Here is a 25,514-nt window from a genome sequence, read left to right as displayed (position 1 = left end):
TTTCCCAATTCCCGCCTCATCCGCTCCATTCGTCCTACCAATAACGGGCTGGAATTGAATATGGCCGACAGTGCGTTCGGCTTTATCAAGCTTCCTCCACAGGAAAACAGTCTGATAATGCAGGTATTTCAAGATCCTATCGGTGCACGTTGGAAACCACGAGGAGAACGGCGGGCAACTTCGTCCAAACCGAAATCGGCCCCAAAGCCGCAATCAACGCGCACATCTGCATCTGCAAAACCCCCTACACCCTCTTTGTCTGTTTCTTCTGCGCCTGCAAAGGGAACTGCCAAAGTGGCAAAGGCGCCAACTGCCGTACAGACGCCCGAAGCTGAAACCAAATCTGAACAGCCTGAGACTTCCAGTACGCAAGCTTCAGCGCCTGAACCTGTAAGCGCGGATGGACGCAAACCTTTTTTTAGTGTGCCGTATGCCATGCGCGCACCCATTCAGAAGAACGGCCCGAGCAAGGCCGAATCCTTCACCACCAGTGTTGTTCCCCAGAGCCCGCCCGGTCCGCAGACCGCGCCCCAGACCGCGCCCCAGATAACGCAGCCTGTGGAGCAACCTGTTTCCGCTGAAGAGCCTGCGCCGGCTGAAAGTTCTTCGGCAGCGGGCAAAGTTTCCAATGCCGTGGAAATGGCGGACATGCAAAAAGAGGTGGAGCAGCCTGCCGACGTTGTGCCGCAGAAAACTCCGTCACTGGCGGGCACATCTTCATCAGAGGTGCCGCGCCAACCTCCGGGACCTTCTCTACGCATGAAGGCTGTCAAAAAGACGCTCAAGCAGATGTTGGCCGATGCGGAACATGGAGTGGGCGATTTTGCTTCCACCGCCGGAAGCGACGTTGCGGAAACATCCGCCGATATTCGCAAGGACGTTTCCACAGGTGGGGAACTTGGGCAGGATATCACGTCGGAAGCCGAGGCGGGGAAAGAAGCCGAGGCCGTGGATATCGCCATGGAGAACGCCACCTCGGATACGGGGACTGTTCCAGCCGAGGACCAGGCGGCCCCGCCCATGGACAATGCCACCGTGCGACGCATTGAAATCGAGACCGATCTGGACCAGGCGAATTCTCTGATCATGGCCGACAACTACAAGCAGGCCGTGGATCTTTTGGAACCGTTGCTCAAGGATAAAGATTTTCCCGAGAATATGCGTGAGGAAACGCTGTACACCCTGGCATCCGCAAAATTTCAGCTGTACAAGGACGACCTGTCCACCCATTACAACGAAGTGACAGGAGCCTTCGACCGCGCTATAAACTTCAATCCAAAGTCTATGCGGGTGCCCGAAGGTCTCCTCAATCTGGGGCTGATCAACATGAAGGTCGGCAATATCCCGGAGGCAGGGGCATACTTCAATATTCTCAAGAAAAAGTATCCGGACGACGATAATATTCCCTATATTGAATACTATTGGGGCCAATACAACTTCGATAAAGGCGATTACCGCAAGGCGGCCGACCGCTTCCAGTATCTTGTACAGACCTACCCGGACAGCAAGGTGGTTCGTGAAGCGTCTTTGGGACTTGCGAACTCCTTGGATCATCTCGGCTTTGAGCAGCAGGCCTACCAGATTGTGGACTACATTGATAAACGCTGGCCCCGTTATTACGTGGAATCCCCAGAATTTTTGCGTTTGTCAGGAAACATTGCCAACAAGCTGGATAAATTCGATAAAGCCAAAAGCGACTACTGGACCTTCTATAACCTGACTCCGGACGCACCGGACATGGATATCATCCTGGCCCGTATCGGAGATATCTATCTGCGGGAGAAAAAGCCGGAGGCTGCCAAGGACGTCTATTCGTTTACTGCGAAGAATTATCCGGATTCGCAGGGTGGGCTGGTGTCCAACATGCGCCTGGCGGAAGAGGGCATCTACGACGATCCGGATATGAATCAGATGTTCACGGTATTCGACCGGCCTTACAACGTCCGTCCGGTGGAAATTTATACCAAGATTGTAAAGAAATTTCCCAAAAGTGCCTTGGCGCCCCTGGCGCAGTTGAAGTTGGCCATGTGGTATATATATGTTCAACAACCAGCAGGAAAAGGCCATGGACGCGGCCGGGGACTTCTTCAAACTCTATCCCAAGAGTTCGCTTGCCAAGAGAGCCCAGGACGTGGGGTTGGCTGCTTTTGAAAAAAGCACGGCCCAGGCCGTGGCCGAGGAAAATTATCCTCGCATCATCAAAACCTGGGAAGAACATCCCTACTTGGCAGAGCATCTGGACAGGCTGACTCCGGACTCCCGCATGGCAGTGGCCTTGAGCTATTGGAAGCGCGATGCTCCGGAGCAGGCCCTGGCCATGGCCAAGCCGTTTCTGCAGGGCGACAAGCAGGGCAGGCTTTCCGAAATGGCTGTGGAAATGGCCTTGAATATTTATCTGGACCGTGATGGCTGGAGCGAGATTGTCGACTTGGGCAACAATATCTCCAAATGGGAGCTGCCTGAAAAGTTGCGGTTCGAAGTCGATTACGCCCAGGCCCTGGCCCTGGTAAATCTCGGTGAGATGGACAAAAGTCGCAACCTGTGGGCCAAGCTTGCCGCAGAGTATAAAAGCGATCCGGTCAAACGTGCCTACGCTCTGTATTACATGGCTCGTTTTGCCGGAGAAGAGGGCCAGCTGCAGAAACAGTATGTTTTCGCCCAGGAAGGTTTGGCTCTGTTCCTGGCTTCGGGTGAGGACAACCAGAAGGTCAAGGATCTGCTGGTCATGCTCATGGACGCCACCGAGTACTCGGGACGTCTGACGGATACCCTGCAGTGGGCCATGGAGTACAACTCCCTTATCAAGAAAAGCGCACCGGACTGGCCCGCGTTCCAGTACCGTCTGGCTGGCATTTACAAGAAAATTGGCGACGACGTCACTTGGCGCAAGGTCTTGGAAAATCTCATCAAGGAAAAGCCGGCTTCTTTGGCCGCCCGTTCCGCCCAGTCCGATCTTGAATCGCAGCGTTTGGAGGATCAGGCCCGTCAGTTCAGCAGTGCGACCCCATAACCGGGGGAGAACTGCCTTTCCTCTCGAGTTCCCTTGCCCTTCCCGGACTTGTAAACCGCTCCCAAAAACGGTACACCGCCCGGACATTCATTATGAAATTCGGCCCGGGGCGTGCGTGCGGAGGATGCTCCGTCTTGTAAGCATTTGCCCGGGGTTATTTGCCGCACTGGAGTGTTCAATGAGCCAATTGCGATACAAGACCCTTAAGTCCGAACCGGAATTCGATCTGGGATTTTTTCTCGGAATGTTCGGTTCCCGCCGCATCGAGCACGAGCTTCTGGAAAAGCTCGAAACCAAATGGTTCGAGTGGCTGCCGAAACTCAAAGCCTACCATTTTGAACCCAAGGACGAGGCGAACGGCAAAGGTGTGCTTTTGGTGCATCTCGGCCGGACCGTGGATCTCGACGTGGACAATCTGTGGAGTAAAACTCCTGCCGATGGATTCGCCATGCATACGCTGGCTATTTCCATGGTCATGTCCGCTGCCAGCGGGTTTATCCCCGAGCTTGCAGACGGTGCCGGATGCGCTCCGGTTCCCCATCCTACCAAGGAGCTTCGCAAGGCGATCAAAAAGGTCGGAGTAACCTGGAACGACCAGGGGGCACTGGACCACCAATACGCAGTGCTCACCCCGTATCCATACGACGGTGGCTGTCCTATCTGCAGCCTTAAAGACAACTGCCCGAAGTTCTTGCACAACCAGCAGGAAGGCTGACATGCCCGACCACGAGGCTCTTCGTCTGCATATACGGGAAAAGGTGCTGGATCGGCTGACCAGCTGCCAGGACAGGCGTTTCGAGGCGCTGCGCGATTATTTCATCGTGGCTGCCCCAACCATGGATTACGACGCGGCCGAAAAGGTCTCGTCAATGGTTCCGCCGTTGCTTCTGGATTTGTACGAGAAGTGGATTGCCATGTTCACGACTCGGCTTTTCGAAACCGTACCTGTGGAACAGATAGAGGTCTTGTGTGATGGTACGCGTGAAAATACGGCAGCATTGCTGTTGGTCTACCTGATGTACATCGAGTCCGCGACCATGGAAAAGCAGATTGATGAAGATTTGCGTGCCTATGGAGCGGAACATGCTTTGGACGATGATTTCGGTACCGTGGCTGGTGCCTATTTGCGGGCACAGATGGCTGGGCTGAAGAACTAATCTGTTTCTTCCTAAATAGTGAGGCGTCCTAACTTAGGTTGACGTTTTTTGAAGGTTTCACTCAGGCTGTGGGGCTAGCCCCACAGCCTGATTCGTGTACATCGTTTGGCGTTCTCATTCCCAGGCTGAGATGTGGCCGTTGTGAGTTGTATATCTCAACGGATTCCCTCACCAGAGTATTGAGTTCCGCAAAGTCGTTGCATTTGGCAAACATAAACTCTTGCTTCAGAATACCATTCATCCGTTCCGCCAGGGCATTTTGATAGCAGTCATAACCATCTGTCATGGACGGAACCATTCCGGATTGTTGGAGCTTTTTCTGGTAAACCGAAGAAGCGTATTGGAGCCCTCGATCTGAGTGGTGAATCGTATTCACCTTCCTTCGCTTATTTTTGACTGCCGCGTCCAGTGCTTTGGTTGTGCTTTCCGCTCCGAGATCCCGACTCACGTTGTATCCCATTATCTTCCGGCTGAATGCATCTGTAACCAGCGAAAGGTAACACGTTTGCTCGCGTGTCTTTACGTAGGTTATATCGCTTACGAACACCTGCTCAGGACATTTGGGCTGAACATCTTCCAACAGATTGGGATGTTTTTTTAGCCAATGTTTCGAGTTGGTTGTCTTTGTGTAGTTCTTTCTTCGCTTGATGAGCATGTGCTCTCGCCGCAGCAGCGAAAACAATCCATCACGTCCGAGCTTGATTCCCTTTGCAGAAAATGCGTCCTTTAACAGGTAGTACAGCTTTCTGGTTCCAAGGCGGGGCATCCTGGCCCGCACGTTCAGGACCATGTTTTTTGCCTCCTGAGACATGGCTTCTCGTGCATCATGGCGTTTTTCAGCCTGATACACGGACTGCCGACTAACCCCGAGCTGCCTGCAACAAGCAGACAAGCTTATTTGTCTTTCTTTCTGAAGACTTCGTGCAGCTCGGGGGTAAGTTTTTTTCTTATTGAAGTCCCAAGCTCGCGGTCGGAAATCTCAATCATTTTATTGAGAAGCATGGTCTTGATCTTTTCTTCCTCAAGCTCTTTCTCCAGCCGCTTGATCTTCTGGGCCGGTGTTTCTTTGGCTTTTGGGGCTTTGCGGGAATGTACCATGGGCCTGCTCCAATCAAGGGTGCCGTGTTTTCTGAGCCACTTCAGCACAGTGCTTCGCCCTTGAATACCATAAAGAGCCTGAGCCTGCTTGTACGTCATCTCGCCTTTTTCAACCTGGGCCACGACGGACAATTTAAAGGCCATCGTGTAGTCACGCTGAGTTCGCTTTACTCGCTGTTTTTCTTGAGCATCCATAAAATAGGTCCTTTGGGTGTCAACCTATTTCAGGACGGGACATAGAATTGGAAAAGGCCGGAGGATGTTTCCTTCGGCCTTTGTTTTGGTCTCAGACTGCTTCCCGACTGGGGGCGCTTCGCGACTCCTGTTTTTTATGAAAGGAATCGAGCGGACGCGACGCTAGGCCGCTTGGGTCTTGAAACGGCAGGACAAGGGGGGGACCGACTCGAGAAATTTTTTGACTTTTTGAGGTGTTCCACCTCAAAATATCGCAGGGAAATATTTTTAACATTTTAGAATATAAAGAATAAAAATATTAGCAGTAAAGGCCGAGGCGGCGAAAATGTCTGGGTGTCAAAAAATGAACAAGGGCTATTTGGGCAGCAGGCGGAGATAGAGGTCACCTTTGATGGGCCCGAGTTTGCGTCCGAGTCCCCTCAGGCGGATGGGTTTTCCAATGACGAAATCATTGGGAAGTGTGACTTCCACGGTTTTTTCCTTTCTGGAAAAACCTTGCTGTACGCGAATGCGGATAGGGCGACCCGGATACAGATGCGAGGCTGGGTAATAGGCCGTGTGTTCGTCGTCCAGCTGGCCACGCATCCACGACTTCATTGTGCCGAAAACGCCTTTGCTCAAGTCCAGGCTGAGTTTGTTTTCTCCCCATTTCAGGTCCAGGCGGCGTGTCTTGGCCGAGGTATTCGCCGGGGTGCCCTGGTGCTTGTGCACCTGGGCGTAGATGTCTTCGAAAACCTTGCGTGCAAAGGGGTCCTGGAGGATGTCTTTGAGTACTTCTTCCTGGCGGTAATGGAAGTTTGGGCCGGTGCTTTCCGTCCTGCGATAGGTGGATGAACCGCTGGCGGTGCCGGACGAGGCCTTGGCCTGTTCCGAAGTCGCACGGGCGCGCCCTTGGGCGTCGTATGTGCCGCTGCTGGAGTTGCGTGCGGCTTGGGGGCCTTTGGGGCGTGAGGCGCTGGTGCGGGGGCCGGAGGGTCTTTCTCCGTTCTCCAGATATTTTTGAAGGATGACGTATGCTTCATTCAGGCGTTGGAATTTGCGTGAGGCATTGCGATCATCCGGATTGAGGTCCGGATGGTATTGAAAAGCCAGCCGCCGATAGTGCGACTTTATTTCTTCAATGCTCTGGCCTTCATTGGCCTGTAGAATTTTGTAGCATTCCTCAAGTGTCATTGTGTATTCCCCGACATCAATCCTTGGGCCAGACCAGGGCATTGGGCAGATCTGGCTGATCCGGTCCTCCCGGCCCTCCGATATTTTCATCCTTGAGGTATTGCATTCCCTGGCTACGGAATACATCATGCCCGCAGGAAGGATTTATGCCCGGACAAAAATCCTGAGACAGCTCCCAGCTGACCGAGTCGATAAGATTGCCGCGGAAAAAAGGCCAGGCCCGGCAAATATCGGGCCGGATGAGGTGTACGCCGCAGCCTTTTATTTCGTGGTTGTAATGCAGGCAGTAATCATCCGGTCCCACCCGCATGCGGATGCGCCCGTTGGCGGTCTCTGTATTTTCCCTCAGGAAGTCCTCTCGGGATTGCCCCAATCCCTTTGCCATGCGCTCTATGTCGGCTTCCGTCATTATGATGCCGCCTTTGCCTTCGCAGCAATGGCCGCACCGTTGGCAGGAAAATGAGATAGTTTCGTCGCTCATGCCTGTCCCTTAACGCGTTTATGGACCACCATGAGACATTCGTTTTGAATGACCTGTATGCCCTGTGGGGTCAAAATTTCTTCGGCTTCCGGGCTGACTATGCCCAGCTGCATCCAAAATACGGATGGACGGGATTGCAGCTCGAGCGTCTCCCTGGCATGCTGGGGGCAGAACTGCGGTGCGCGGAAAACATTGACCATATCCACCGGCTCTGGCACATCGGTCAGACTCGGGTAGGTGGTAACCCCCCAGATATTTTGCCGTTTGGGATGGACCGGAATAACGTTGAAACCGTTCTCCAGCAGGTAGCGGCCAACCATGTCCACGGGTTGTCCCGGCACATCCTTGGCACCAACTACGGCGATGGTCCGTATCCGGTCGAACAGGGCCTTGAGATCCTGAGTATTGGGTAGCAGCATAGAAAAACCATGGGGTTGAGGTGCGCCGTAATAGACGGCGTAAAGCAACCTTATAGAAGGAAAGGGCCGGTTCAGCAACACCGGTCCTTGGGAGACGTCATGTTTGAGTCTTTGGAACAAATGCCCCGGAAGGAATTGGAACATCGCTGGCAGCAATGCCGTACGGCGCTTGCCGCACAATGCCCCCAGGCGGGCGGCCTGATGGTCTTTTCCAAATTGAATATATATTATTTGTCCGGGGTCATGGCGCCCGGGGTATTTTGGCTTCCCCTGGAAGGTGAACCTGTTTTGTTGCTGCGCCGTGGCGTGGAAAGGGCGCAGCTGGAATCGTCCATGGACAACATGCTGGTCTTTCGGTCCTATCGCGAGCTGGAAGGCCTTATCCACGATGCCGGGGGGGCGGTCTCGGCCATGGTGGCAGCGGAGATGAAAGGCCTGCCCTGGTCTTTGGCCGGAAACCTCCAAAAAAATATGCACGCCGTGACGTTTATCCCCGGCGACGGAGTCATTGCAAAAGCCCGCAGCATCAAGACGGATTGGGAAATGACCAAGATGCGTCTGTGTGGGAAGCGACACCACGAGTGCCTGCACGATCTCATACCGGAGCAGATTCGTCCGGGCATGACCGAACGCGAGATTTCCCACAAGACTTGGGAGGTCTTTATGAGCCGGGGAAGTATGGGGATCCTGCGCATGGGGGCTTTTGGCGAAGAATGTTTCCTCGGCCATGTCTCGGCGGGCGAATCCGGCAACTATCCTACTGTCTTCAATGGGCCTCTTGGTCTGCGCGGCGAACATCCCGCTGTTCCTTTTCTGGGGTATGCTGGCAAGGTTTGGAAAAAGGGCGAACCTTTGGGGTTGGACTGCGGATTTTCCCTGGAGGGATACAGCACGGACAAAACCCAGACTTTCTGGGCAGGCGCTCCTTCCACCATCCCGGACAAGGCCCGCAGTGCCCAATCCTTTTGCATGGACGTCCAGAACTGGGCGGCAGAAAATCTCAAGCCTGGCAGCATTCCCAGCGAGTTGTATGCAGATTGTCTTGCCTGGGCCGAAAAAGAGGGCATGGCAGAAGGTTTCATGGCTCTGCCGCCCAATAAGGTGGACTTTCTGGGCCATGGCATCGGCCTTTCCGTGGATGGTTATCCCGTTGTGGCGGAAGGTTTTGATGAGCCTTTGGAACTGAACCAGACGCTGGCTCTGGAACCGAAGGTGGGCATCCCCGGACTCGGTATGGTGGGGGTGGAAAATACCTTTGTCGTCACTGAAAAGGGAGGCGAGTCGCTTACCGGAGATTCCTTTGATATGATCTGCATCGAGTAGACATTGCTTGCCTGAATGATAAAATCAAAGGGGCCGCTCTGGTTGGAGCGGCCCCTTTTTCGTGCATTGGGATCTACAGATAGACCATGGTCAGGATCAGCATTGCTGCTAGGTAGATGATCCCGAATATGGCCCCCAGCCCCCACCAGCGGGCCTGGCTGATGAAGCCTGAGCCATACCAAATGGGGGACGGACCGGTGGCGTAAGGCGTGATGATGCCCATCAGCCCCAGACTAGCCGCCAGCATGAGCGCTGTTTTGGGGAGCATCGCCGCGGGGATGAGCGGGGTGGCAATGGCGAGAAAGAGCGGCAGAAGAGCTGTTGTGTGGGCCGTTGTGCTGGCGAAAAAGTAGTGAAGTACAAAGAAGAGCAGGATGAGCATGATGACTACGGTGGAAGGCGGCATGCCCTGAAGGTACACCGACACCATGTCGCCAATCCACTTCAGCACTCCGGCCTTTTTCAGTCCCGAAGCCATGGATACCAGGGTGGCGAACCATACCAGCACGTTCCACGCACCCTTGTTGGTAATGACATCCTGCCAGGTGATGATGTCGGTCAGCACCATGAGGGAGAGTATGAAAACAGCGGCCACGGTGCTGTTGATTCCTATCTGCTTGCCGAAAATCCACATGATCAGGGCGGCCAATGCATACCCTAGCATCATGAGTTCCTTTACCGTTATGCGGCCCATTTTTTCCAGCTCCGCCGTTGCCCAGGTAGGTGCCTCCGGGGAACTCTTTTGCGTAGGTGGGTAGATTACATAGGCCAGCCATGGCGTGAGCAGAAACAGGGGCAACATGGCGGGGAGCATAACCTTGGCCCAGGCGCCCCAGGTTATGGTTATTCCAGTTCCTTGGGCTATGATGTCCACAGCCAGAAGGTTGGGTGCCAATGCGGTGAGGAACATGGAGCTGGTGACGCAGGTGGAGGCTATTCCCACCCAGGTGAGGTATGCGCCGATTTTGCGCGGTTCATTATCGGGCAGGGAGTTGAACATGGGCGGGATGTTGCTGACGATCGGGTAGATGGTTCCTGCGCTGCGCGCCGTATTGGAGGGCATGAAGGGGGCAAGGATCGCATCGGAGAATGCCACTGCATAGCCCAGCCCCATGGTGTTTTTTCCCAGGTACTTGATGAGCAGCAGACTGATGCGCTTGCCCAATCCTGTTTTCTGGTAGCCTAAGGCAAACATAAAAGCGGCGAAGATGAGCCATATGACACCGTTGGAAAAGCCGGACAACGCCCAGTTGCGGTTGGCGGTTGCGCTGGGAGCGACCAGACCGAGCACGGCAACCACGGATACCCCTGTAAGTCCTACCAATGCGGCGGGAACGGGTTCCACGATAAGCCCGACGACCACGCCCACAAAGATGCACAGGAAATACCAGGCGTTTGGGGGCAGACCTTCCGGCACGGGAAGGAGCGCCATGAGAATTGTTACGATGATTGGGGAAAATTTTTTGAGTAGGAGCATGAACACCTCCGCAGGGTAACGCGATTAACGAAAAGGGAACCGTCGTTGTTGCGAGGGTGGAGCTGTAGGCCTCCTGAGACCCCGGTTTCACTATAGCGCTATACGAATTTTAAAACAATAGAGGCTATAAAATTGTCGCAATCCATTTGGAACAAAAAAATCCGGAAAAAAATACGCGGCAGTATGGCAAAGTGAGAAGGAGAGGGCGGGAAAATAAAGAAATCGGCAGGATTGTACTATTGGCTGGTTTTTGCGTGGAAGAAACTGGAGACAGGCACTGAAAAACAAGGGGCGCGGATTGTGATCCACGCCCCTCTTTTTTTACAGAACGACTTCCGTGCCGATTCCTTCGCCCGTGAACAGCTCCAGCAATATGGAGTTTTCCAGACGACCGTCCAGGATGTGGGTCTTCTCCACTCCCTGTTCCAGTGCTTCCAGGCAGCATCCCAGTTTGGGGATCATGCCACCGGAAATGGTACCGTCCTCAATGGCCTGGGCTGCCTGTTGGCGCGTAAGCCCGGATATGAGATTCTTATCCTTATCCAGTATTCCGGCCACATCCGTAAGCAGGATGAGCCGTTTGGCCTGCAACGCTCCTGCAACAGCTCCGGCAACGGAGTCGGCATTGATGTTGTATGTATTGCCTTCCTCGTCCACACCAACGGGCGCAATGACAGGAATGAAGTTGTCTGCCAGCAGGGTATCGATGAGGCTCGTGTTGATTCGGGTCACCTCACCGACCTTGCCCAGGTCGATGATTTCCGGCGGAGCTTCGTTTTTTTCCAGAATCATTTCCAGCTTGCGGGCGGTGATGAGACGCCCGTCCTTTCCGGAAAGACCTACAGCTTGTCCGCCCTGCAGGTTGATCTGGTTGACGATCTGCTTGTTGACCTTGCCCACCAGTACCATTTCCACCACGTCCATGGTGGCTTCGTCGGTTACGCGGTGTCCGCGCTCGTAGCGCGAGGTGATATCCAGGCGTTTGAGCATGTCGCCGATCTGGGGACCGCCGCCGTGCACGATAACCGGCTGGATGCCAATGTACTTGAGCAGAATGACATTGAGGGCGAACTGCTCCTTGAGCTTTTCGTCCACCATGGCATGACCGCCATACTTGATGACGATGCGCTGCCCATGAAAGGTCTTGATGTACGGCAGCGCCTCTATGATGATCCGCGCCTTGTCGCGGGCGTCGAGGGATGGCATGCAAATGTCTCCTTTAAAGTATGTACCGGGAGAGGTCCCTGTCCTCGACGACCTCTTCCAGCTTGGAGCGGACGTACGCCGCGTCGATGAGGATTTTTTGCCCGGATTGGTCGGGGGCGTCAAAGGAAAGATCGGCCAGGACCTTTTCCATGAGGGTATACAACCGGCGTGCGCCGATGTTTTCCGTCTCCTGGTTGATACGCTCGGCATAGCCGGCAAGTTCTTCCAGAGCATCTTCTCCAAAGCTGACCTCGACCCCTTCCGTCTCCAGCAGGGCCGTGTACTGCACGGTGAGGGCGTTGCGCGGTTCGGTGAGAATGCGCAGGAAGTCTTCCTTGGTCAGGTCCCGCAGTTCGACGCGCAGGGGGAAACGTCCTTGCAGTTCGGGGACCAGATCGGCAGGCTTGGACATGTGAAATGCACCGGCCGCGATAAACAGGATGTGGTCGGTTTTGATCATGCCGTACTTTGTATTGACCACGCAGCCTTCGACCACGGGCAGCAGGTCGCGTTGTACTCCTTCGCGGGAAACGTCTGCGCCGCCTTTACGATCCTGTCCGCAAATCTTGTCTATTTCGTCAATGAACAGGATGCCGGATTGCTCCACGCGTTCCTTGGCAATATCCACCACCTTGTCCATGTCGATGAGGCGCTCGCACTCCTGCTGGATGATGATGTCGTAAGCATCCTTGACCTTCATGCTGCGTGTCTTCTGCTTTTTAGGGAAGAATTGGCCGAGCATGTCGCGCATCTGCATGCCCATGTCTTCCATGCCGGGCATGGCCATCATTTCAATCTGCGGGCCGCCCTGTACGGAAACTTCCACCTCCACGCTCCGGTCATCCAGTTTACCCTGGCGCAGCATGGTGCGAAGCTTTTCGCGGGTTTCATCCTTGTTGACGGCTTCGGCCGGGCCGTTCTGGGGGGCGCTGAACGAGGCATTCCCCTTACCGGGGAGCAGGAGGTTCAGCAGCTGTTCTTCCGTGTTGTATTCTGCCTTTGTACGGACGCGGGCGGTCTCTTCCTTTTTCACCAGGTTGATGCCAATTTCCATGAGGTCGCGGACCATGGATTCCACATCGCGGCCCACATAGCCGACCTCTGTAAATTTGGTGGCTTCCACCTTGAAGAAAGGTGCCCCGGCCAGATTGGCCAAGCGGCGTGCTATCTCGGTTTTGCCCACGCCGGTGGGACCCATCATAATGATGTTCTTGGGCGCGATTTCGTCACGCAGGTCGGGGGCTACTCTGGAGCGTCTCCAACGGTTGCGCATGGCGATGGCAACCATGCGTTTGGCGTCCTTCTGACCGATGATGTAGCGGTCCAGCTCGGAGACTATTTCACGCGGAGTCATGCTGGCGGGGCCGTTGTCCTGGGATTCTTTGCGTACGAACGAGGGAACGCCCGCACCGCTCTGGTGTATTTCCATGTAATTGTCCGTTAGCTTTTGGTTTCTTCGCGGCTCAGGGATTCAATGGTCAGGTTGCCGTTGGTGTATACGCAGATTTCGGAGGCCACTTGCATGGATTTTTCGCAGATGGCCTCTGCACTCAGGTCGGTGTTGCGCTTCAGGGCGCGGGCCGCAGCCAGCGCATAGGTTCCGCCAGACCCGATGGCTGCAATACCATCGTCCGGTTCAATGACGTCACCTGTTCCCGTAAGGATGAGCAGTTTTTCAGCGTCCGCGGCAATCATAAGGGCTTCCAGGCGGCGCAGGTATTTGTCCAGCCGCCAGTCCTTGGCCAGTTCCACACTGGAACGGACCAGGTTTCCCTTGAATTCTTCCAGTTTGGCTTCGAAGCGTTCAAATAAAGTGAAGGCATCGGCCGTAGCTCCGGCAAAGCCCACGATGACTTTGTCCTTGTAGATACGGCGGACTTTGCGTGCACTGTGTTTCATGACCACAGCCTGGCCCATGGTGACCTGGCCGTCGCCAGCAACGGTGGAACCGTTGTCGTCAAGCACGGCCAGTATGGTCGTGCCTCGCAGTTCGGGTTGTGCCATTGGTATAAAGCTCCGGATGTTCTTGGGTGAAGCGGCAGAGGGCCGCCTTGAAGTTAGCTGAAAAGCCTTTGCGCCGCAGCCAGCCATATCTCGTGGTCCTCGGACGAGTGCAGGACCATGGATGCCTCGACAACATCGCCACGCTGCAGGGCAGCGGATATTTCGCCCAAGGCGATGGGTGCGGCAAGTTCTTTGGGAAAACCGTATACCCCGCAACTAATGGCGGGGAAGGCAATGGTGCGCAGGTTGTTTTGGGCGGCAAGCTGTAATGATTCCCGGTAGGACGAGGCAAGGGTGGCGTCTTCCCCCTTGGTCCCGCCCCGGTAAATGGGGCCCACAGTGTGGATGACGTGGCGTGCGGGCAGATTGAAACCCGGCGTGATAACCGCCTGGCCCGGGGGCAGCGGCCCGGAGGTCTCGACGATTGCCCGGCATGCTTCCACAAGCTGCGGACCGGCAGCCCGATGGATGGCGCCATCCACTCCGCCTCCGCCAAGCAGGCCGGAATTGGCTGCATTGACGATGGCGTCAACACTTTGCCGTGTAAGATCGGCTTGCATGATATGAAGGTGGCCTGCGCCCAAGTTCCAGCTGTTCATAAACGTGTCCATTCAGGATTTCAAAAGTTCGTGGCGATCCTGCATCGTCTTTTCCAGTTCCTTTATTTCGTCTTCCTGCAACTTTGTCTTGGCATAGCGTTGGGCTTCCTGCTGATGAAAGGCGACCTGCTTCTTGTTGTTCTGGTACATGGCGGCATAGGCCAGTTCCAGATGGGCCCGGAACAGGTCTCCGGTTTGTCCGTACATTGTGCCGAGGGCCTGACGCACTTCTGCGTCGTCCGGGACCTTGTCGGCGATCTTTTTCATGTACTTGATAGCCTGTTTGTATTCGCCTTGCTCGGAAAGCATGCGCGCATAAAAAAACAGCGTCATCAGGTCTTTCGAGTCCAGCAGCAGGGATTTTTGCAGAAGAGGCCCCGCCTCTTCAAAGTTGCCGATTTCAAAATAGAATCTTCCCACCTCGCGCAGAACGAGCGGGTCCTGCTTGCCGCAATTCAAGGCTTTTACGAAAAAAGACCTGGCCTCGGATATGCGATGCAGGCGGCTTAGGACAATGGCCTTGCCCATAAAATCGAGGCAGGACATGTCCGTGTCTTCTTTGTTGTAATAACGAAGAGCTATCGTCGGGTCGCTGTAATGGGCACGGAGGATGGTCTGTACCTTATGGAACCGCAGGTCGTTATCCGGGCGTTGAACATACTCGGGAGGCATGCGCAGCAGACGGTCGGAAATGTAGCCGATGCGCTCCATAAGCCCGGGGTGTGTGCTCAGGTAGGTGGGGATGGCTCCGCCGCTGGTGTACTGCTTGCGTTTGAGTACCTCGAATCCGCGCACCATGCCTTTGGGATTATACCCGGCAGCCACAAGATAGTTCATGCCCACCTGGTCGGCTTCGCGTTCGTCCTGGCGGCTGTAGGCGAGCATGGCACTTGCGGCCGCTGCCTGCGAGCCTGCCATCATTGCCTGACCTACCTCGCTGCCTCCCATGAAGGCTCCGGCAAGCGTCAGAAGCATGGCCGCAGGGCCGATGATCTGCTGCTTTTCAAAACGCTTGGCAATATGGCGTTGGGTTACGTGGGCGAGTTCGTGCGACATGATGCCCGCCAGATCCGCCTCGTGTTTGCAGTGGAGGATGAGGCCGGAATAGACGTAGACAAAACCGCCCGGCGCGGCAAAGGCGTTGAATTGGTTGCTGCGTATGACTGTGGATTTGAATTCCCACGGTTGCGAAGGAACATGCAGGCTGATGCGGTTTATCATGTCCTGCACGTAGTTTGTCACCACGGGGTCTTCGATGATGGGCATCTGGGCGCGGATCATCGCGTGCAGCTTTTCTCCCAGCTCTCTCTCGTCCTTGCGGGTGAAGGTGCCGAACAAGGCGTAAGCGGAAACAGTCTGTCCGACCAGCAGAACCAGGCAGACAAGAAGGGCGCATATTCCTTTGAAGCCGGGACGCAAGCGATGCGTGTTACTGCTGTCCCTTGGTGGTGTGTGACACATTACGGGACTATAAGACCGCGGATCAGTGTCGTAAAGAGGAGGTATAAAAGAAAAAGCGTCTTCCCCAGGCGGAATAGACCGGGAAAGACGCCGTATTATGCTGTATATGAACGAGCTTACTTGTTCATGATGTCCATGAAATCGCGGTTGCTCTTGGTGTTGCGCATCTTGTCGAGCAGGAAATCCATGCTGTCCACGGTGTTCATGGAAGCCAGAAGCTTGCGCAGAATCCAGACACGGTTGAGCACTTCCTGGTCCAGGAGTAGCTCTTCCTTTCGTGTGCCGGAGCGGTGGATGTCGATGGCGGGGTAAATGCGTTTTTCGGCCAGGTGGCGGTCCAGATAAATATCCAGGTTGCCGGTGCCTTTGAATTCTTCAAAAATAACTTCATCCATGCGTGATCCGGTGTCGATGAGGGCGGTTGCCACGATTGTCAGGCTGCCACCTTCTTCCACGTTACGGGCTGCACCGAAAAAGCGTTTGGGGCGCTGCAGGGCATTGGCATCCAGACCACCGGAAAGTACGCGGCCCGAAGACGGGGTAACTGCGTTGTAGGCACGGCCCAGACGAGTAATGCTGTCCAGCAGGATGACAACGTCCCGTTTGCGTTCTACCAGGCGCTTGGCCTTTTCCAGGACCATTTCAGCAACCTGTACGTGGCGCTGGGGCGGTTCGTCGAAAGTTGAGCTGACCACTTCCGCTTTAACGGAACGTTCCATGTCCGTAACTTCCTCGGGCCGTTCGTCGATGAGCAGGACGATCAGATAGACATCTGGGTTATTGGCGTTGAGGGAGTTGGCAATGGTCTGCAGAAGCATTGTCTTACCGGTACGGGGGGGGGCCACGATGAGGCCGCGCTGGCCCGTGCCGATGGGGGACAAGAGGTCGATAACCCGCGAGGAGTAGTTTTTGTTACCATTTTCCATGGTAAAGCGGGTGTCGGGATATATGGGGGTGAGGTTGTCGAAGAGGACTACGGATTTGGTCTTTTCCGGGGATTCAAAGTCGATTTCTTCCACTCGAAGCAGGGCGAAGTAACGTTCGCCTTCCTTGGGAGGACGTATCTGACCGGATACGACATCGCCGGTTCGTAGGCCAAAGCGTCGGATCTGCGAGGGCGAGACGTATATATCGTCGGGTCCGGGCATGTAGCTGTACATTGGCGAACGGAGAAAGCCGAAGCCGTCCGGAAGGATTTCCAGAACGCCTTCTCCGTAGATGGACCCGTTCTGCGAGGCGCAGGCCTGCAATATGGAGAAAATGAGTTCCTGCTTGCGCATGTTGCTCGGGTTTTCAACATTGAATTGCGCGGCAAGTTCCATAAGCGCCGGCATACTGCGGGTCTTCAATTCCGATAAATTCATGCAAGGCTCCGTAAAAGAAGTAGGGGCAGGTGAGTCCTGTTTTCCATATGGTTTATGCCGTCAAACGACGGCGTGACGCAAAATCATAATAATCGTTTGCCTACTTCGTGTTTTGCTATAGAAAACACGATACTCGGACAGGCGATAGCTTAGGATAACGTAATGATAATATTGGCGATCGTCGCTGCTATTATAATAATCCGAATGGATGGGTTACTATATTTGATGCTAAAAGCTAAACGAAAGAGGAATGTCAGCAGAAATGCCGTTTTGGGACTTATCGGAAAGGCAGAAGGTTTGCAAGGGTTTTCTCCTACTCTCCTACTCTTCTGGCTCTTCGTCCTTTTCCAGAAGGATGTCCTGGTACAGATCTTCAATCTGTTTTTTTATCTCTGCCTGGCCGGCATCCAAGGCAAAAGAAAGTTCCAGCGTGAGCAGACCCATGGCCTGTTCCAGAAGGCGACGTTCCCCAAAGGAAAGTTCCTTGTCCTTGCCGATCAGAATGAGTTCTTTGAGAACATAGGCCACATCGGCCAGGTCGCCACTTTTGAGTTTTTCCGAGTATTCTCTGTAGCGGCGGTTCCAGTTTTGGCCGGTGTATCCGGTAAAATCGGACCTATCAGCCAAAGAATCCATTATAAAATTGGCTTTCTCTTTGTCGCATACCGACCGCAAGCCAACATTGACTGCATTGGCTACAGGAACCATAAGGGTCACGTTGTTGGCCAAAATTCGAACAATATAGAATTCTGCGGTAGTACCGCCAATTTCCTGGCTTTCTACACGTTCTACTTTTCCCACACCCTGGGCCGGATATACTACGAGTTCATTAACAGCAAACAAGAGAAGCCTCCAAGCCTCATACGATTGGACTCATGATTGTATATACAGGATAAACAAAAGTCCAATGAATTTGGGAGTAAAAAAGCAGGAACCCAAAAAAGAAGAGCCTGCATAATGTATTAATGCGAATCTTGCGGAGAATTCCTGGTAGTTGCAATGGTAAAAACAATGTGGCCCTGTTCATGCATGCATGAGCAAAAGTTATGTTCAATTGGTTTCATTCAGCTGCCGCATCCAAGGGATGAACAGCCTGTTGTGCCGCCGACAAACCTCTACCGAACAAGGTCGGCAGGCAGTCCCGGGCCATATCTGCCACTTTGGCTACTATATCGGCTTGTTCTTGCGGAAAATCCGTCAGAACGTAGTCTTTGACCATTGAGGAGCGTTCCGGACGGCCTATGCCCATCCGCACCCGGAAGAAGTCCGGAGTTCCCAGCTCCTGGGCAATGGAAGCAATGCCGTTGTGTCCGGCATCTCCTCCTCCCCGCTTCAGCTTGATTCGTCCCAGTGTCAGGTCCATTTCATCGTGCATAACCGCCAGTCCCGAGGGCTTTATGCCATATTCCATGCAAATGCGCAGAACGGCTCGTCCGCTGAGGTTCATGTAGGTGAACGGTTTTGTCAGGAGAAAATCTCCCCGTACCCGGGGCAGGCTGATTCGCCACAGGATATAGTCGTCGTTTTCCGCCAGCAGGGAGCAGCGGCGATAAGGCTTCGCCTCTATCTCTGCAAGGATGCTGTCCACGGCCATAAAGCCTATGTTGTGACGGTTTTTTGCGTACGTAGACCCCGGGTTGCCCAGGCCGACGATAAGTCCTGCATCGCTCATGCAAGTACATCCTGAAAAAAATGAAGAATTCAACCCTCTCCACTCGGAAGAGGGGACCGGAAACTACCGGAAATGTCTGGAACTGTTTGCCATTAGGAAAGGAAATGGAGCGCAAGTAAAGCGAAAAAGGGCTCCGGAGGTTTTCCGGAGCCCTTGGAATGCGTAATTCCGCGAAGCTACGTACCTATTCTGCAGTTGCAGCTTCAGCAGCTTCTCCGCCTTCGGCTTCTTCAGACGGAACGGCAATGCCCAGAATGGAGAAGGAATCTTCGAAGACGATTTTAATGCCGTCGGGAACCGGGGCATCTTCGACCGACAGGTTCTGGCCGATTTCCATTTCCGTGATGTCCACGGTGATGGCTTCGGGAACGCTCAGCGGGAGACATTCAACTTCCACGGTATCGCGGAAGACTTCCAGTACGCCGCCCAGCACAACACCTTTACTCTTGCCGACAACGCGGACGGGAACTTCAACCCGGATGGGCTTGTTCATGTCGACGCCGTAGAAGTCCACAGAAGTGATCTCCGGCTTGAAGGGGTGGCGCTTGAGGTCCCAAATGAAGGCGTGCTTGGTTTCGCTTTTGCCGTCGGTGTCGATCTTCAGTTCGAAGACGTGGGACTTGCCGACGCGGCTGTACAACTTGTTCAGGGCCACGAGGTCTGCCTGGACAAGAATGTTTTCGCCTTCCTTATTATAGTAGATACCGGGGACGAGTCCCTTGCTGCGAAGCCTGTTGTTGGGACCGGTACCGGTTTCAACCCTTGGGGTCACTTTAATTTCGGGGATTTCCGCCATGATGCATTGACTCCTTTACCGAAGTGGTCTTTTGCAGAGAAATATCGCGCCGCTTTAGACGAAAAGCACGCTCACCGACGATTCGGTGTGAATGTTGTGAATGGCCTTGGCCAATAGCCCGGCGATGGAAGCCACCGTGATCTTTTTGCATTCCTTGGCCTTGGGGCTCAGGGGAATGGTGTCTGTCACGATGACGTGGTCGTAGGCGGAGTTGTCCAAGCGCTCGATGGCCGGGCCGGAAAGCACCGGATGTGTGGCGCAGGCCATTGTTTTCTTGGCGCCGTTTTCAATGAGCACGTTGGCGGCGGCCACAATGGTGCCCGCCGTGTCGATCATATCGTCCAGAACCACGGCCACTTTTCCCTTAACGTCGCCGATGAGGTTCATGGCCTGTGCCTGGTTGGGAGCGTCGCGACGTTTGTCAATAATGGCCAGACTGGCCCCGAGACGCTTACCATAGGCCCGTGCGCGTTCCACACCACCGGCATCGGGAGAAACAACGACCAATTCGTTATCTCCGGCCAGCTCCTGAATATTCTTGAGCAGGATGGGGGCGGCGTAGAGGTTGTCCACGGGAAGATCGAAAAATCCTTGAATCTGTCCGGCATGCAGGTCCATGGTCAGGAGCCTGTCCATGCCTGTGGAAGACAGAAAATCCGCCACGAGTTTGGCGGATATGGGTGCGCGGGGGACCACTTTGCGATCCTGACGCGCATAGCCGTAGTAGGGCACAATGGCCGTAACGCGGCTTGCGCTGGCGCGCTTGAGCGCGTCGAGAATAAGACCCAGCTGCATCAGGTTGAAGTTGACAGGTGAGCAGGTGGGCTGGACCACAAATACGTCTGCGCCGCGTACGTTGGCACCGATTTCAATACGGATCTCGCCGTCACTGAACGTTTCGGAAAGTGTAGGGGTAAGTTTGCAACCGAGATGGTCACAGATGGCTTCGGCCAGTTTTGGGTTGGCCGTGCCGCTTAAAATGCGAAGATCGCCGTGTAGTGCCATTGGTCCTGTTCCCGAAGAGAAAGTTGGCTGGGGTGGAAGGACTTGAACCCTCGAATGGCGGAACCAAAATCCGCTGCCTTACCAGCTTGGCTACACCCCAGCATTATACTTGATGTATAAAGCACATTTGACCATCCGCGTCGAGAGCGGAAAGTCTTTTTACAGCATTTTCCGCTCGGTCGTGACGGTTAAAAAGGGCGCATATGGATGCGCCGCTTCCGCTCATGACCACTCCGGCCGCCCCTTCGGAAACTAGCGTCTCCTTGATGGTTCGAAGCCGGGGAAAAACAGGAAAAACTGCAGCCTCAAAACTGTTGAAAAAGACAACTCGCTCAAGGCAAAGGGGGTCCTTACCCGTTTCACATGTTGCTGTCAACTCCGGATTGAAATTCACAGTTCCAATTTCTTCTTTTTTCTCCAACTTATCCCAGGCGCTGTATGCCCAACCCGTGGCAACTTTTTCTTTAGGACATACCAGCAAAAGGCTCTTGCCGGAGAGTTCCAGCTGCACGGGCCGGAGCTGTTCGCCCACACCACATGCCCAGGCCGGACCGTCCTGCAGAAAGAAGGGAACATCCGCCCCCAAAGAAACTGCCAGGGAGTTGAGGGCTTCCGTGGCAAGTGACCTGCACCCCGCTCCCTTATTGAGGTAGCGCAGCATGCAGGCCGCATCGGAACTTCCGCCGCCAAGTCCTGCTCCGGATGGAATGTTTTTTTCCACCCGGCACACCAGCCCCGGAGCGAAACCGGCAGCCTGACGAAATTTTTCGTATGCCTTGAAGATCAGGTTGGATTCCGTAGAGCAGTCGAGTCCGGGGCATTGAAGCTCCAGACCTTCCTTGTTCACAGGTGTTACGTGCAGGATATCGCTGGGCGTGTGCAAAGGCATGAACAGGCTTTCCAGGTCGTGATAGCCGTCCGGTCTTCTGCCGGTGATTTTCAGGTAGAGGTTCACCTTGCATGGGGCATGCAGGGTGGCCTCGGCGTATGCCTGTGGCGCGGTGTTCATGCGAACGGTATATAAGGAATAGATCGAGGAACCGCAATCGGGAGAATGAAAAGAATCCCGGTCCGGGAATATTCCCGGACCGGGGGAGTGAACGAGGTGTTATTTATCCTTGTCCAGGCTTATGGTGCGGATGATGTTCTGTCCATCGCGCTTGATGAGCAGGAGCAGCACACCCTTTTTCTTGGCGTCACTGTCCAGCACCTTGCGCAGAGCGTTCATGGAGTTGACCGGCTTCTGGTTGGCCTGGATGATCACGTCGCCGGGACGGATGTCGGAGCGTCCGGCAATGGAATCCTGCTGCACGTCAACCACAATGAGTCCTGCGGCCTTGTCCATGCCCAGTGCCTTGGCTTCTTCACCCGTGGTCGGGCGCATGGCCAAACCAAGCTCTTCTTCCACCTGGTTGGGGGCTTCGTCTACGGAACCCTGTTGGGCCAGCTTCGTGGTATCGCGTTGGCCGAGAACCACGGTGAAGTTTTTGGTGCGTCCGTTGCGCCAGATGGTCAGGTCGACCTTGCTTCCGGGAGGCATACCGGCAATAGCGCGCAGCAGGTCGTTGGTGTTGTCGATCTGCTTGTCGTTTACCTTCAGAATGACGTCCTGCGCCTTGAGTCCTGCTTTATCTGCAGGCTGGTCAGGCATGGTCCCGGCAATGAGTGCGCCCTTTACTTCTTTGAGGTCCAGTGCCTTGGCGATATTTTCATCCACATCCTGAATGGATACACCCAGCCAGCCGCGGTCCACCTTCTTCTTGGTGCGCAGCTGTTCGATGACGTTGGAGGCCATGGAGCTGGGAACCGCAAAGCCGATGCCCTGTCCGGCAGGCACGATGGCCGTGTTGATGCCTACGACCTTGCCGTCCATGTTGATGAGCGGGCCGCCGGAGTTACCGGGGTTGATGCTGGCATCGGTCTGCAGGAAGTTGTCAAAAGGACCGGCGTGGATGACGCGGCCTTTGGCGCTGATGATGCCCGCCGTAACCGTATGCCCCAGGCCGAAGGGGTTGCCGATGGCAAGCACCCATTCGCCAACTTTGGTCTGGTCGGAATCGGCAAAGGAGAGGGTGGGCAGATCTTCCTTTACATCCACCTTGAGCAGGGCGAGGTCGGTATCCGGGTCGCGCCCGACGATTTTTGCCTCAATGGCCTTGGAGTCGTCCTGCAGGTTGACGCTGACCTCGTCGGCACCGGCGATAACGTGGTTGTTGGTTACAATGTAACCGTCTTTGGAAATGATGAATCCCGAACCAAGCGAACGCTGTTTTTGCGGGCGCTGGGGACGGTTGTTGAAGTACTTTTCAAACTGATCGAAAAAGTCGCGGAATGGTCCTTCCTGCGGGGACTGCTGATGATACTTGAAAAAGTTTTTCAGCTGCTGGTCGGTTTTTACGGTCTTGACCGTATTGATGTTGACCACTGCTTTTCCGGCCTTTGCCGCCAAGTCTGTAAAGTCGGGTAGTGAAGCGGCCTGCACGGCGGTAGCCATGAGGAACAGACAGAATACCGTCAGTGCCGCGAGTTTTCTTTGGAACATGTGTAAACCTCCTGATCGCAAGATAACTTTTTCTTGTGGCCGGTACGGTCACGATCAAAAAGTATAACCCCTTGCGCCCGGAAGTAAACAGGTGGGGAAGAAAAAAAAGCCTCTTCACTCCGTTGTTTTTTGAAGAAATTCAGGAGGAAATATTCCCTTTGAAGGGAGTTTTTCATAAAAATATATTTAAAATACAAGGTGTTATGTGTAGTCGCTGGCAGGGGGATGCGTCGTCCTACCGAAGCCTCCCGGAGGTGCCGAGGAATTCATCTGCATACCGGGGCTGCCATATAATGGAAATATATTGTAAGAAAAAGAAGGCGTTGGCTGCGAAGCCAAATCCCCTGGCCGGAGCGGATGGCTTCCGTCCGGCGAACACGGGGATGGGGGCGAAGGCCCCGGTTACATGCAGATGCAGCCGGGAATTTCCGAACCTTCGCGATACACGGCAATGATGTCTGCGGCGCAGTCCATGGAGGCCCGGGCCGTGAAACTGACGTATTTACCGTTTTTCGATTCGCGCTTGGATATTTCAAACTTGGCAAGAATGTCGTTCAGGCTTTGGCATTGTGCCTGCGGCACAATGAACTTGAATACATATTCGCAGGGGAACTCGTGGTGTTCCTCCAGCGTTTGGTGAAGCCTGTCGAAGGGGTCTTTATTGACATCGCTCATATGCAACTCCTGATAAGATTTCGCTGGGAAGATAGTTAAGAATTTTTGAGCCTGTGGCAAGGTGGCTGTACTTTGCCATTCCGTTCAAAGAATGTATTATATCTTTATGAAAGAAATGCGTTTTTCAGTGGAATGACATCTGTCCAGGGAGACAGCGCCCGCAAGGAGGTTTGCATGGCCAAGCAGGACGCAGGACAAATGCCCGACAGGGTTTTGGACGGCAAGATAGAGGAACGTCTTTTTGCAGGCAAGGTCGTATGGGATGGGAATGAACCGTTCCGGGTGGACGAGGACCATACCACCGGCATTAATCTGGAGCAAAGTATCCCCAAGTATTCCCAGGTAATCGAAGAAGCCTGGCGCATCATCACCTTGCTTAGGGGCAAAAGCATGACCGTGCAGGTCAACCTTGCTCCCGATGACGTGACCGTGGTTCTGTTTGACCAGGATGGGAAGGAGCTTTCCCGTGCCACCGCGTCCATTACGCCTCGGGCTCTTGCCGAGGCCGTGGTTTCTTCCGGCTTGTAGACGTGTTCAAGGATCGGATTTATGGGCAGGCCGTCTGGATACGATCAAGACGGCCTGCTTTTTTTATGAACAATGCAATGTCTGGGGTCTTATGCCGTAAAATAGAAAAGCGCGGATTGGAAAATGCCGATGATAAAGCCCAAGGCTCCCCCGGCGTATTCAATGAAGGTGAATTCTTTTTTCATAATGGAAAAGAGAATGTCCTCCAGCTTGTCTATGGTGAAATTTTCAATTTTTTGGCGAACAATGGCGCCCACATCAAAGCGATTTTCCAGCTCGCAGGCCGCACTTTCGAGCAGTTCGGGAATCATCTTCTCAATTTCAGGTACCAGCACACCCTTGAGTTTGGCCACGGTCTCGTCGTTGAGGAACATGGCGGCCATGGGGATGGCTGCGGCGAGTTTTTCCCGCAACAGGGTTTCCACGTACGCGTCGACCTTGTCGCGCAAACTTTCACTGATACCATCGTCCTTGAGTGCGCAGGTAATTTCTTCTATGTTGATCAGCTGTGAATCGACCATGTCGCCAAGGCGTTTGGCCAACGCCATCTGACGCTTGGGGAAGACGCCCTGCAGACTGAAAGGTCCTATGCTCAGTGGTTTTCTTGGATGAAAAAGCATTTTTACAGCCAGAATATTTGTAATCCAGCCAATGAGTCCGCAGATAATGGGTGCTGCTATAAGTTTCCATAGTTCCATGACAATTTTCCTTTGGATGCTGATTTAGAGCTGGATTTCATAGGAGAAAGGCATGCCCGCGTCAAGTTCAAGGCGTTTCATCGTCTGCACGCTAAAAGTTGGCGCGGTCTTTTCGTAATACAGACCAACGAGGAATTCCACTATATGAAGTGTCAGACAACCACGCCCACCCCAGACACCAACGAATTGGCCAACATGCGGACGCTGCTTGCAGCGGAAAGAACGTTTCTGGCATGGGTCCGAACCGCCTTGGGGCTTATGGCGTTTGGGTTCGTTTTGGAAAAGTTTGTCTGGTATCTGCACGAAACCGGACTGACCCAGAGGGCATTTACCGAAGTGAAGGTTTTGAGTTTTTTCGCTTTTGCTTCCGGCGGATGCATCTTTTTTGCAGCTGCGCGACGCTTTTTTCTTATCACCTGCCGGCTTGGCAAGGGGAATAACTGGTTTCATGCCTGGCCTGAGGTACTGCTCGTCGTTATCCTGGCGCTGGTGCTGACCATCAGCATGGTGGCCAGCGTCCATATTCTGGGCTGAACTTTCGGAGAATGCCGAGGGCTGATTCGGCTGGGCAATTTATCGTTAGAAGGCTGAAGAAAAAGGGGAGAACTTCTTTTGTGAGGTTCTCCCCTTT

Annotated in this window: 27 protein-coding genes and 1 tRNA gene; 7 read left to right on the top strand and 21 right to left on the bottom strand. The window is 54.2% G+C overall.

The features are described 5' to 3' along the window. Nucleotides 1–128: 128 nt before the first annotated feature. Nucleotides 129–437, bottom strand: a complete 309-nt coding sequence (locus ACI0FJ_RS05735) for a hypothetical protein (RefSeq protein ID WP_424300216.1) — start codon at nucleotides 435–437, stop codon at nucleotides 129–131. Between ACI0FJ_RS05735 and ACI0FJ_RS05730 the strand changes: the two genes are divergently transcribed. The 4 genes from ACI0FJ_RS05730 (at nucleotide 436) to ACI0FJ_RS05715 (ending at nucleotide 4,167) form a co-directional block, all read left to right on the top strand. Continuing rightward, the gene (locus ACI0FJ_RS05730; protein ID WP_424300213.1) at nucleotides 436–2,151 is read left to right on the top strand and encodes a tetratricopeptide repeat protein; all 1,716 of its coding nucleotides are present in this window, start codon (nucleotides 436–438) and stop codon (nucleotides 2,149–2,151) included. The genes ACI0FJ_RS05735 and ACI0FJ_RS05730 overlap by 2 nt on opposite strands. Then, nucleotides 2,066–3,010 (top strand): hypothetical protein, encoded by a 945-nt coding sequence (locus ACI0FJ_RS05725; protein WP_424300210.1) that lies wholly within the window; start codon nucleotides 2,066–2,068, stop codon nucleotides 3,008–3,010. The genes ACI0FJ_RS05730 and ACI0FJ_RS05725 overlap by 86 nt, the downstream gene beginning before the upstream one ends. Nucleotides 3,011–3,188: 178 nt before the next feature. Continuing rightward, the gene (locus tag ACI0FJ_RS05720) at nucleotides 3,189–3,725 is read left to right on the top strand and encodes a hypothetical protein (RefSeq protein WP_424300207.1); all 537 of its coding nucleotides are present in this window, start codon (nucleotides 3,189–3,191) and stop codon (nucleotides 3,723–3,725) included. 1 nt (nucleotide 3,726) lies between these two features. Then, nucleotides 3,727–4,167: a hypothetical protein gene (locus ACI0FJ_RS05715; RefSeq protein WP_424300204.1), complete on the top strand. Its 441-nt coding sequence runs from the start codon at nucleotides 3,727–3,729 to the stop codon at nucleotides 4,165–4,167. Between the two features lie 61 nt (nucleotides 4,168–4,228). Here the strand turns inward: ACI0FJ_RS05715 and ACI0FJ_RS05710 are convergent. The 4 genes from ACI0FJ_RS05710 to ACI0FJ_RS05695 all read right to left on the bottom strand — a co-directional run bounded on the left by ACI0FJ_RS05710 (nucleotide 4,229) and on the right by ACI0FJ_RS05695 (nucleotide 7,533). After that, a protein-coding gene (locus tag ACI0FJ_RS05710) for an IS3 family transposase (RefSeq protein WP_424297970.1) occupies nucleotides 4,229–5,460 on the bottom strand; the annotation gives its coding sequence in 2 pieces (ribosomal slippage) (nucleotides 4,229–5,106 and nucleotides 5,106–5,460; 1,233 coding nt in all). 354 nt (nucleotides 5,461–5,814) lie between these two features. Continuing rightward, a complete protein-coding gene (locus tag ACI0FJ_RS05705) occupies nucleotides 5,815–6,633 on the bottom strand; it encodes a J domain-containing protein (RefSeq protein ID WP_424300201.1) in 819 nt (272 codons plus the stop codon). Between the two features lie 16 nt (nucleotides 6,634–6,649). Beyond that, nucleotides 6,650–7,114: a YkgJ family cysteine cluster protein gene (locus tag ACI0FJ_RS05700; protein ID WP_424300198.1), complete on the bottom strand. Its 465-nt coding sequence runs from the start codon at nucleotides 7,112–7,114 to the stop codon at nucleotides 6,650–6,652. Further along, nucleotides 7,111–7,533, bottom strand: a complete 423-nt coding sequence (locus tag ACI0FJ_RS05695; protein ID WP_424300195.1) for a CoA-binding protein — start codon at nucleotides 7,531–7,533, stop codon at nucleotides 7,111–7,113. The genes ACI0FJ_RS05700 and ACI0FJ_RS05695 overlap by 4 nt, the downstream gene beginning before the upstream one ends. 99 nt (nucleotides 7,534–7,632) lie before the next feature. Between ACI0FJ_RS05695 and ACI0FJ_RS05690 the strand changes: the two genes are divergently transcribed. Beyond that, nucleotides 7,633–8,856, top strand: a complete 1,224-nt coding sequence (locus ACI0FJ_RS05690; protein WP_424300192.1) for a M24 family metallopeptidase — start codon at nucleotides 7,633–7,635, stop codon at nucleotides 8,854–8,856. A gap of 73 nt (nucleotides 8,857–8,929) precedes the next feature. Here the strand turns inward: ACI0FJ_RS05690 and ACI0FJ_RS05685 are convergent, their stop codons facing one another. The 15 genes from ACI0FJ_RS05685 to ACI0FJ_RS05615 all read right to left on the bottom strand — a co-directional run bounded on the left by ACI0FJ_RS05685 (nucleotide 8,930) and on the right by ACI0FJ_RS05615 (nucleotide 23,657). Continuing rightward, nucleotides 8,930–10,333 carry an anion permease gene (locus ACI0FJ_RS05685; RefSeq protein WP_424300189.1) on the bottom strand — a complete coding sequence of 468 codons (1,404 nt, stop codon included), beginning with the start codon at nucleotides 10,331–10,333 and terminating at the stop codon, nucleotides 8,930–8,932. Between the two features lie 321 nt (nucleotides 10,334–10,654). Beyond that, complete coding sequence (argB, locus tag ACI0FJ_RS05680; RefSeq protein ID WP_424300186.1) at nucleotides 10,655–11,539, bottom strand: acetylglutamate kinase; 885 nt, start codon at nucleotides 11,537–11,539, stop codon at nucleotides 10,655–10,657. Nucleotides 11,540–11,552: 13 nt separating this feature from the next. Next, a complete protein-coding gene (hslU, locus tag ACI0FJ_RS05675) occupies nucleotides 11,553–12,893 on the bottom strand; it encodes an ATP-dependent protease ATPase subunit HslU (RefSeq protein ID WP_424306500.1) in 1,341 nt (446 codons plus the stop codon). Nucleotides 12,894–12,979: 86 nt separating this feature from the next. After that, nucleotides 12,980–13,543, bottom strand: coding sequence for an ATP-dependent protease subunit HslV (hslV, locus tag ACI0FJ_RS05670; protein WP_424300183.1), 564 nt, complete (start codon nucleotides 13,541–13,543; stop codon nucleotides 12,980–12,982). Between the two features lie 53 nt (nucleotides 13,544–13,596). After that, on the bottom strand, nucleotides 13,597–14,142 hold the full coding sequence (locus ACI0FJ_RS05665; protein WP_424300180.1) for an O-acetyl-ADP-ribose deacetylase: 546 nt from the start codon (nucleotides 14,140–14,142) through the stop codon (nucleotides 13,597–13,599). Nucleotides 14,143–14,154: 12 nt separating this feature from the next. Next, nucleotides 14,155–15,561, bottom strand: coding sequence for a M48 family metalloprotease (locus ACI0FJ_RS05660; protein ID WP_424300177.1), 1,407 nt, complete (start codon nucleotides 15,559–15,561; stop codon nucleotides 14,155–14,157). Nucleotides 15,562–15,719: 158 nt separating this feature from the next. Then, complete coding sequence (gene rho, locus ACI0FJ_RS05655; protein WP_424300174.1) at nucleotides 15,720–16,967, bottom strand: transcription termination factor Rho; 1,248 nt, start codon at nucleotides 16,965–16,967, stop codon at nucleotides 15,720–15,722. A 321-nt stretch (nucleotides 16,968–17,288) separates the two neighbouring features. Further along, on the bottom strand, nucleotides 17,289–17,810 hold the full coding sequence (locus ACI0FJ_RS05650) for a CarD family transcriptional regulator (protein WP_424300171.1): 522 nt from the start codon (nucleotides 17,808–17,810) through the stop codon (nucleotides 17,289–17,291). Between the two features lie 217 nt (nucleotides 17,811–18,027). After that, the gene (gene pth, locus ACI0FJ_RS05645) at nucleotides 18,028–18,639 is read right to left on the bottom strand and encodes an aminoacyl-tRNA hydrolase (RefSeq protein ID WP_424300168.1); all 612 of its coding nucleotides are present in this window, start codon (nucleotides 18,637–18,639) and stop codon (nucleotides 18,028–18,030) included. Between the two features lie 184 nt (nucleotides 18,640–18,823). After that, the gene (locus ACI0FJ_RS05640) at nucleotides 18,824–19,435 is read right to left on the bottom strand and encodes a 50S ribosomal protein L25 (RefSeq protein ID WP_424300165.1); all 612 of its coding nucleotides are present in this window, start codon (nucleotides 19,433–19,435) and stop codon (nucleotides 18,824–18,826) included. A 54-nt stretch (nucleotides 19,436–19,489) separates the two neighbouring features. Then, nucleotides 19,490–20,440 carry a ribose-phosphate pyrophosphokinase gene (locus tag ACI0FJ_RS05635; protein WP_424300162.1) on the bottom strand — a complete coding sequence of 317 codons (951 nt, stop codon included), beginning with the start codon at nucleotides 20,438–20,440 and terminating at the stop codon, nucleotides 19,490–19,492. 24 nt (nucleotides 20,441–20,464) lie between these two features. Beyond that, a tRNA-Gln gene (locus ACI0FJ_RS05630) sits at nucleotides 20,465–20,540 on the bottom strand. A 3-nt stretch (nucleotides 20,541–20,543) separates the two neighbouring features. Further along, nucleotides 20,544–21,449 (bottom strand): 4-(cytidine 5'-diphospho)-2-C-methyl-D-erythritol kinase, encoded by a 906-nt coding sequence (ispE, locus tag ACI0FJ_RS05625; protein ID WP_424300159.1) that lies wholly within the window; start codon nucleotides 21,447–21,449, stop codon nucleotides 20,544–20,546. A 99-nt stretch (nucleotides 21,450–21,548) separates the two neighbouring features. Then, nucleotides 21,549–22,982, bottom strand: a complete 1,434-nt coding sequence (locus tag ACI0FJ_RS05620; RefSeq protein WP_424300156.1) for a DegQ family serine endoprotease — start codon at nucleotides 22,980–22,982, stop codon at nucleotides 21,549–21,551. 402 nt (nucleotides 22,983–23,384) lie between these two features. Continuing rightward, nucleotides 23,385–23,657, bottom strand: coding sequence for a DUF493 family protein (locus tag ACI0FJ_RS05615; RefSeq protein WP_424300153.1), 273 nt, complete (start codon nucleotides 23,655–23,657; stop codon nucleotides 23,385–23,387). 174 nt (nucleotides 23,658–23,831) lie between these two features. On the opposite strand from ACI0FJ_RS05615, the gene ACI0FJ_RS05610 reads away from it, so the two are divergent. Beyond that, a complete protein-coding gene (locus ACI0FJ_RS05610) occupies nucleotides 23,832–24,185 on the top strand; it encodes a hypothetical protein (RefSeq protein ID WP_424300150.1) in 354 nt (117 codons plus the stop codon). An 89-nt stretch (nucleotides 24,186–24,274) separates the two neighbouring features. Here ACI0FJ_RS05610 and ACI0FJ_RS05605 read toward each other — a convergent pair whose 3' ends face one another. Next, entirely contained in the window at nucleotides 24,275–24,883 is a 609-nt protein-coding gene (locus ACI0FJ_RS05605) for a DUF445 domain-containing protein (protein ID WP_424300147.1), read from the bottom strand. Nucleotides 24,884–25,027: 144 nt separating this feature from the next. Between ACI0FJ_RS05605 and ACI0FJ_RS05600 the strand changes: the two genes are divergently transcribed. Further along, complete coding sequence (locus tag ACI0FJ_RS05600; RefSeq protein WP_424300144.1) at nucleotides 25,028–25,417, top strand: YidH family protein; 390 nt, start codon at nucleotides 25,028–25,030, stop codon at nucleotides 25,415–25,417. Nucleotides 25,418–25,514: the final 97 nt, after the last annotated feature.

Origin of the sequence: Desulfovibrio sp. 7SRBS1 (assembly GCF_049723905.1) — a bacterium.
GTDB lineage: Bacteria > Desulfobacterota > Desulfovibrionia > Desulfovibrionales > Desulfovibrionaceae.
This window is presented reverse-complemented; position numbering and strand designations above follow the sequence as displayed.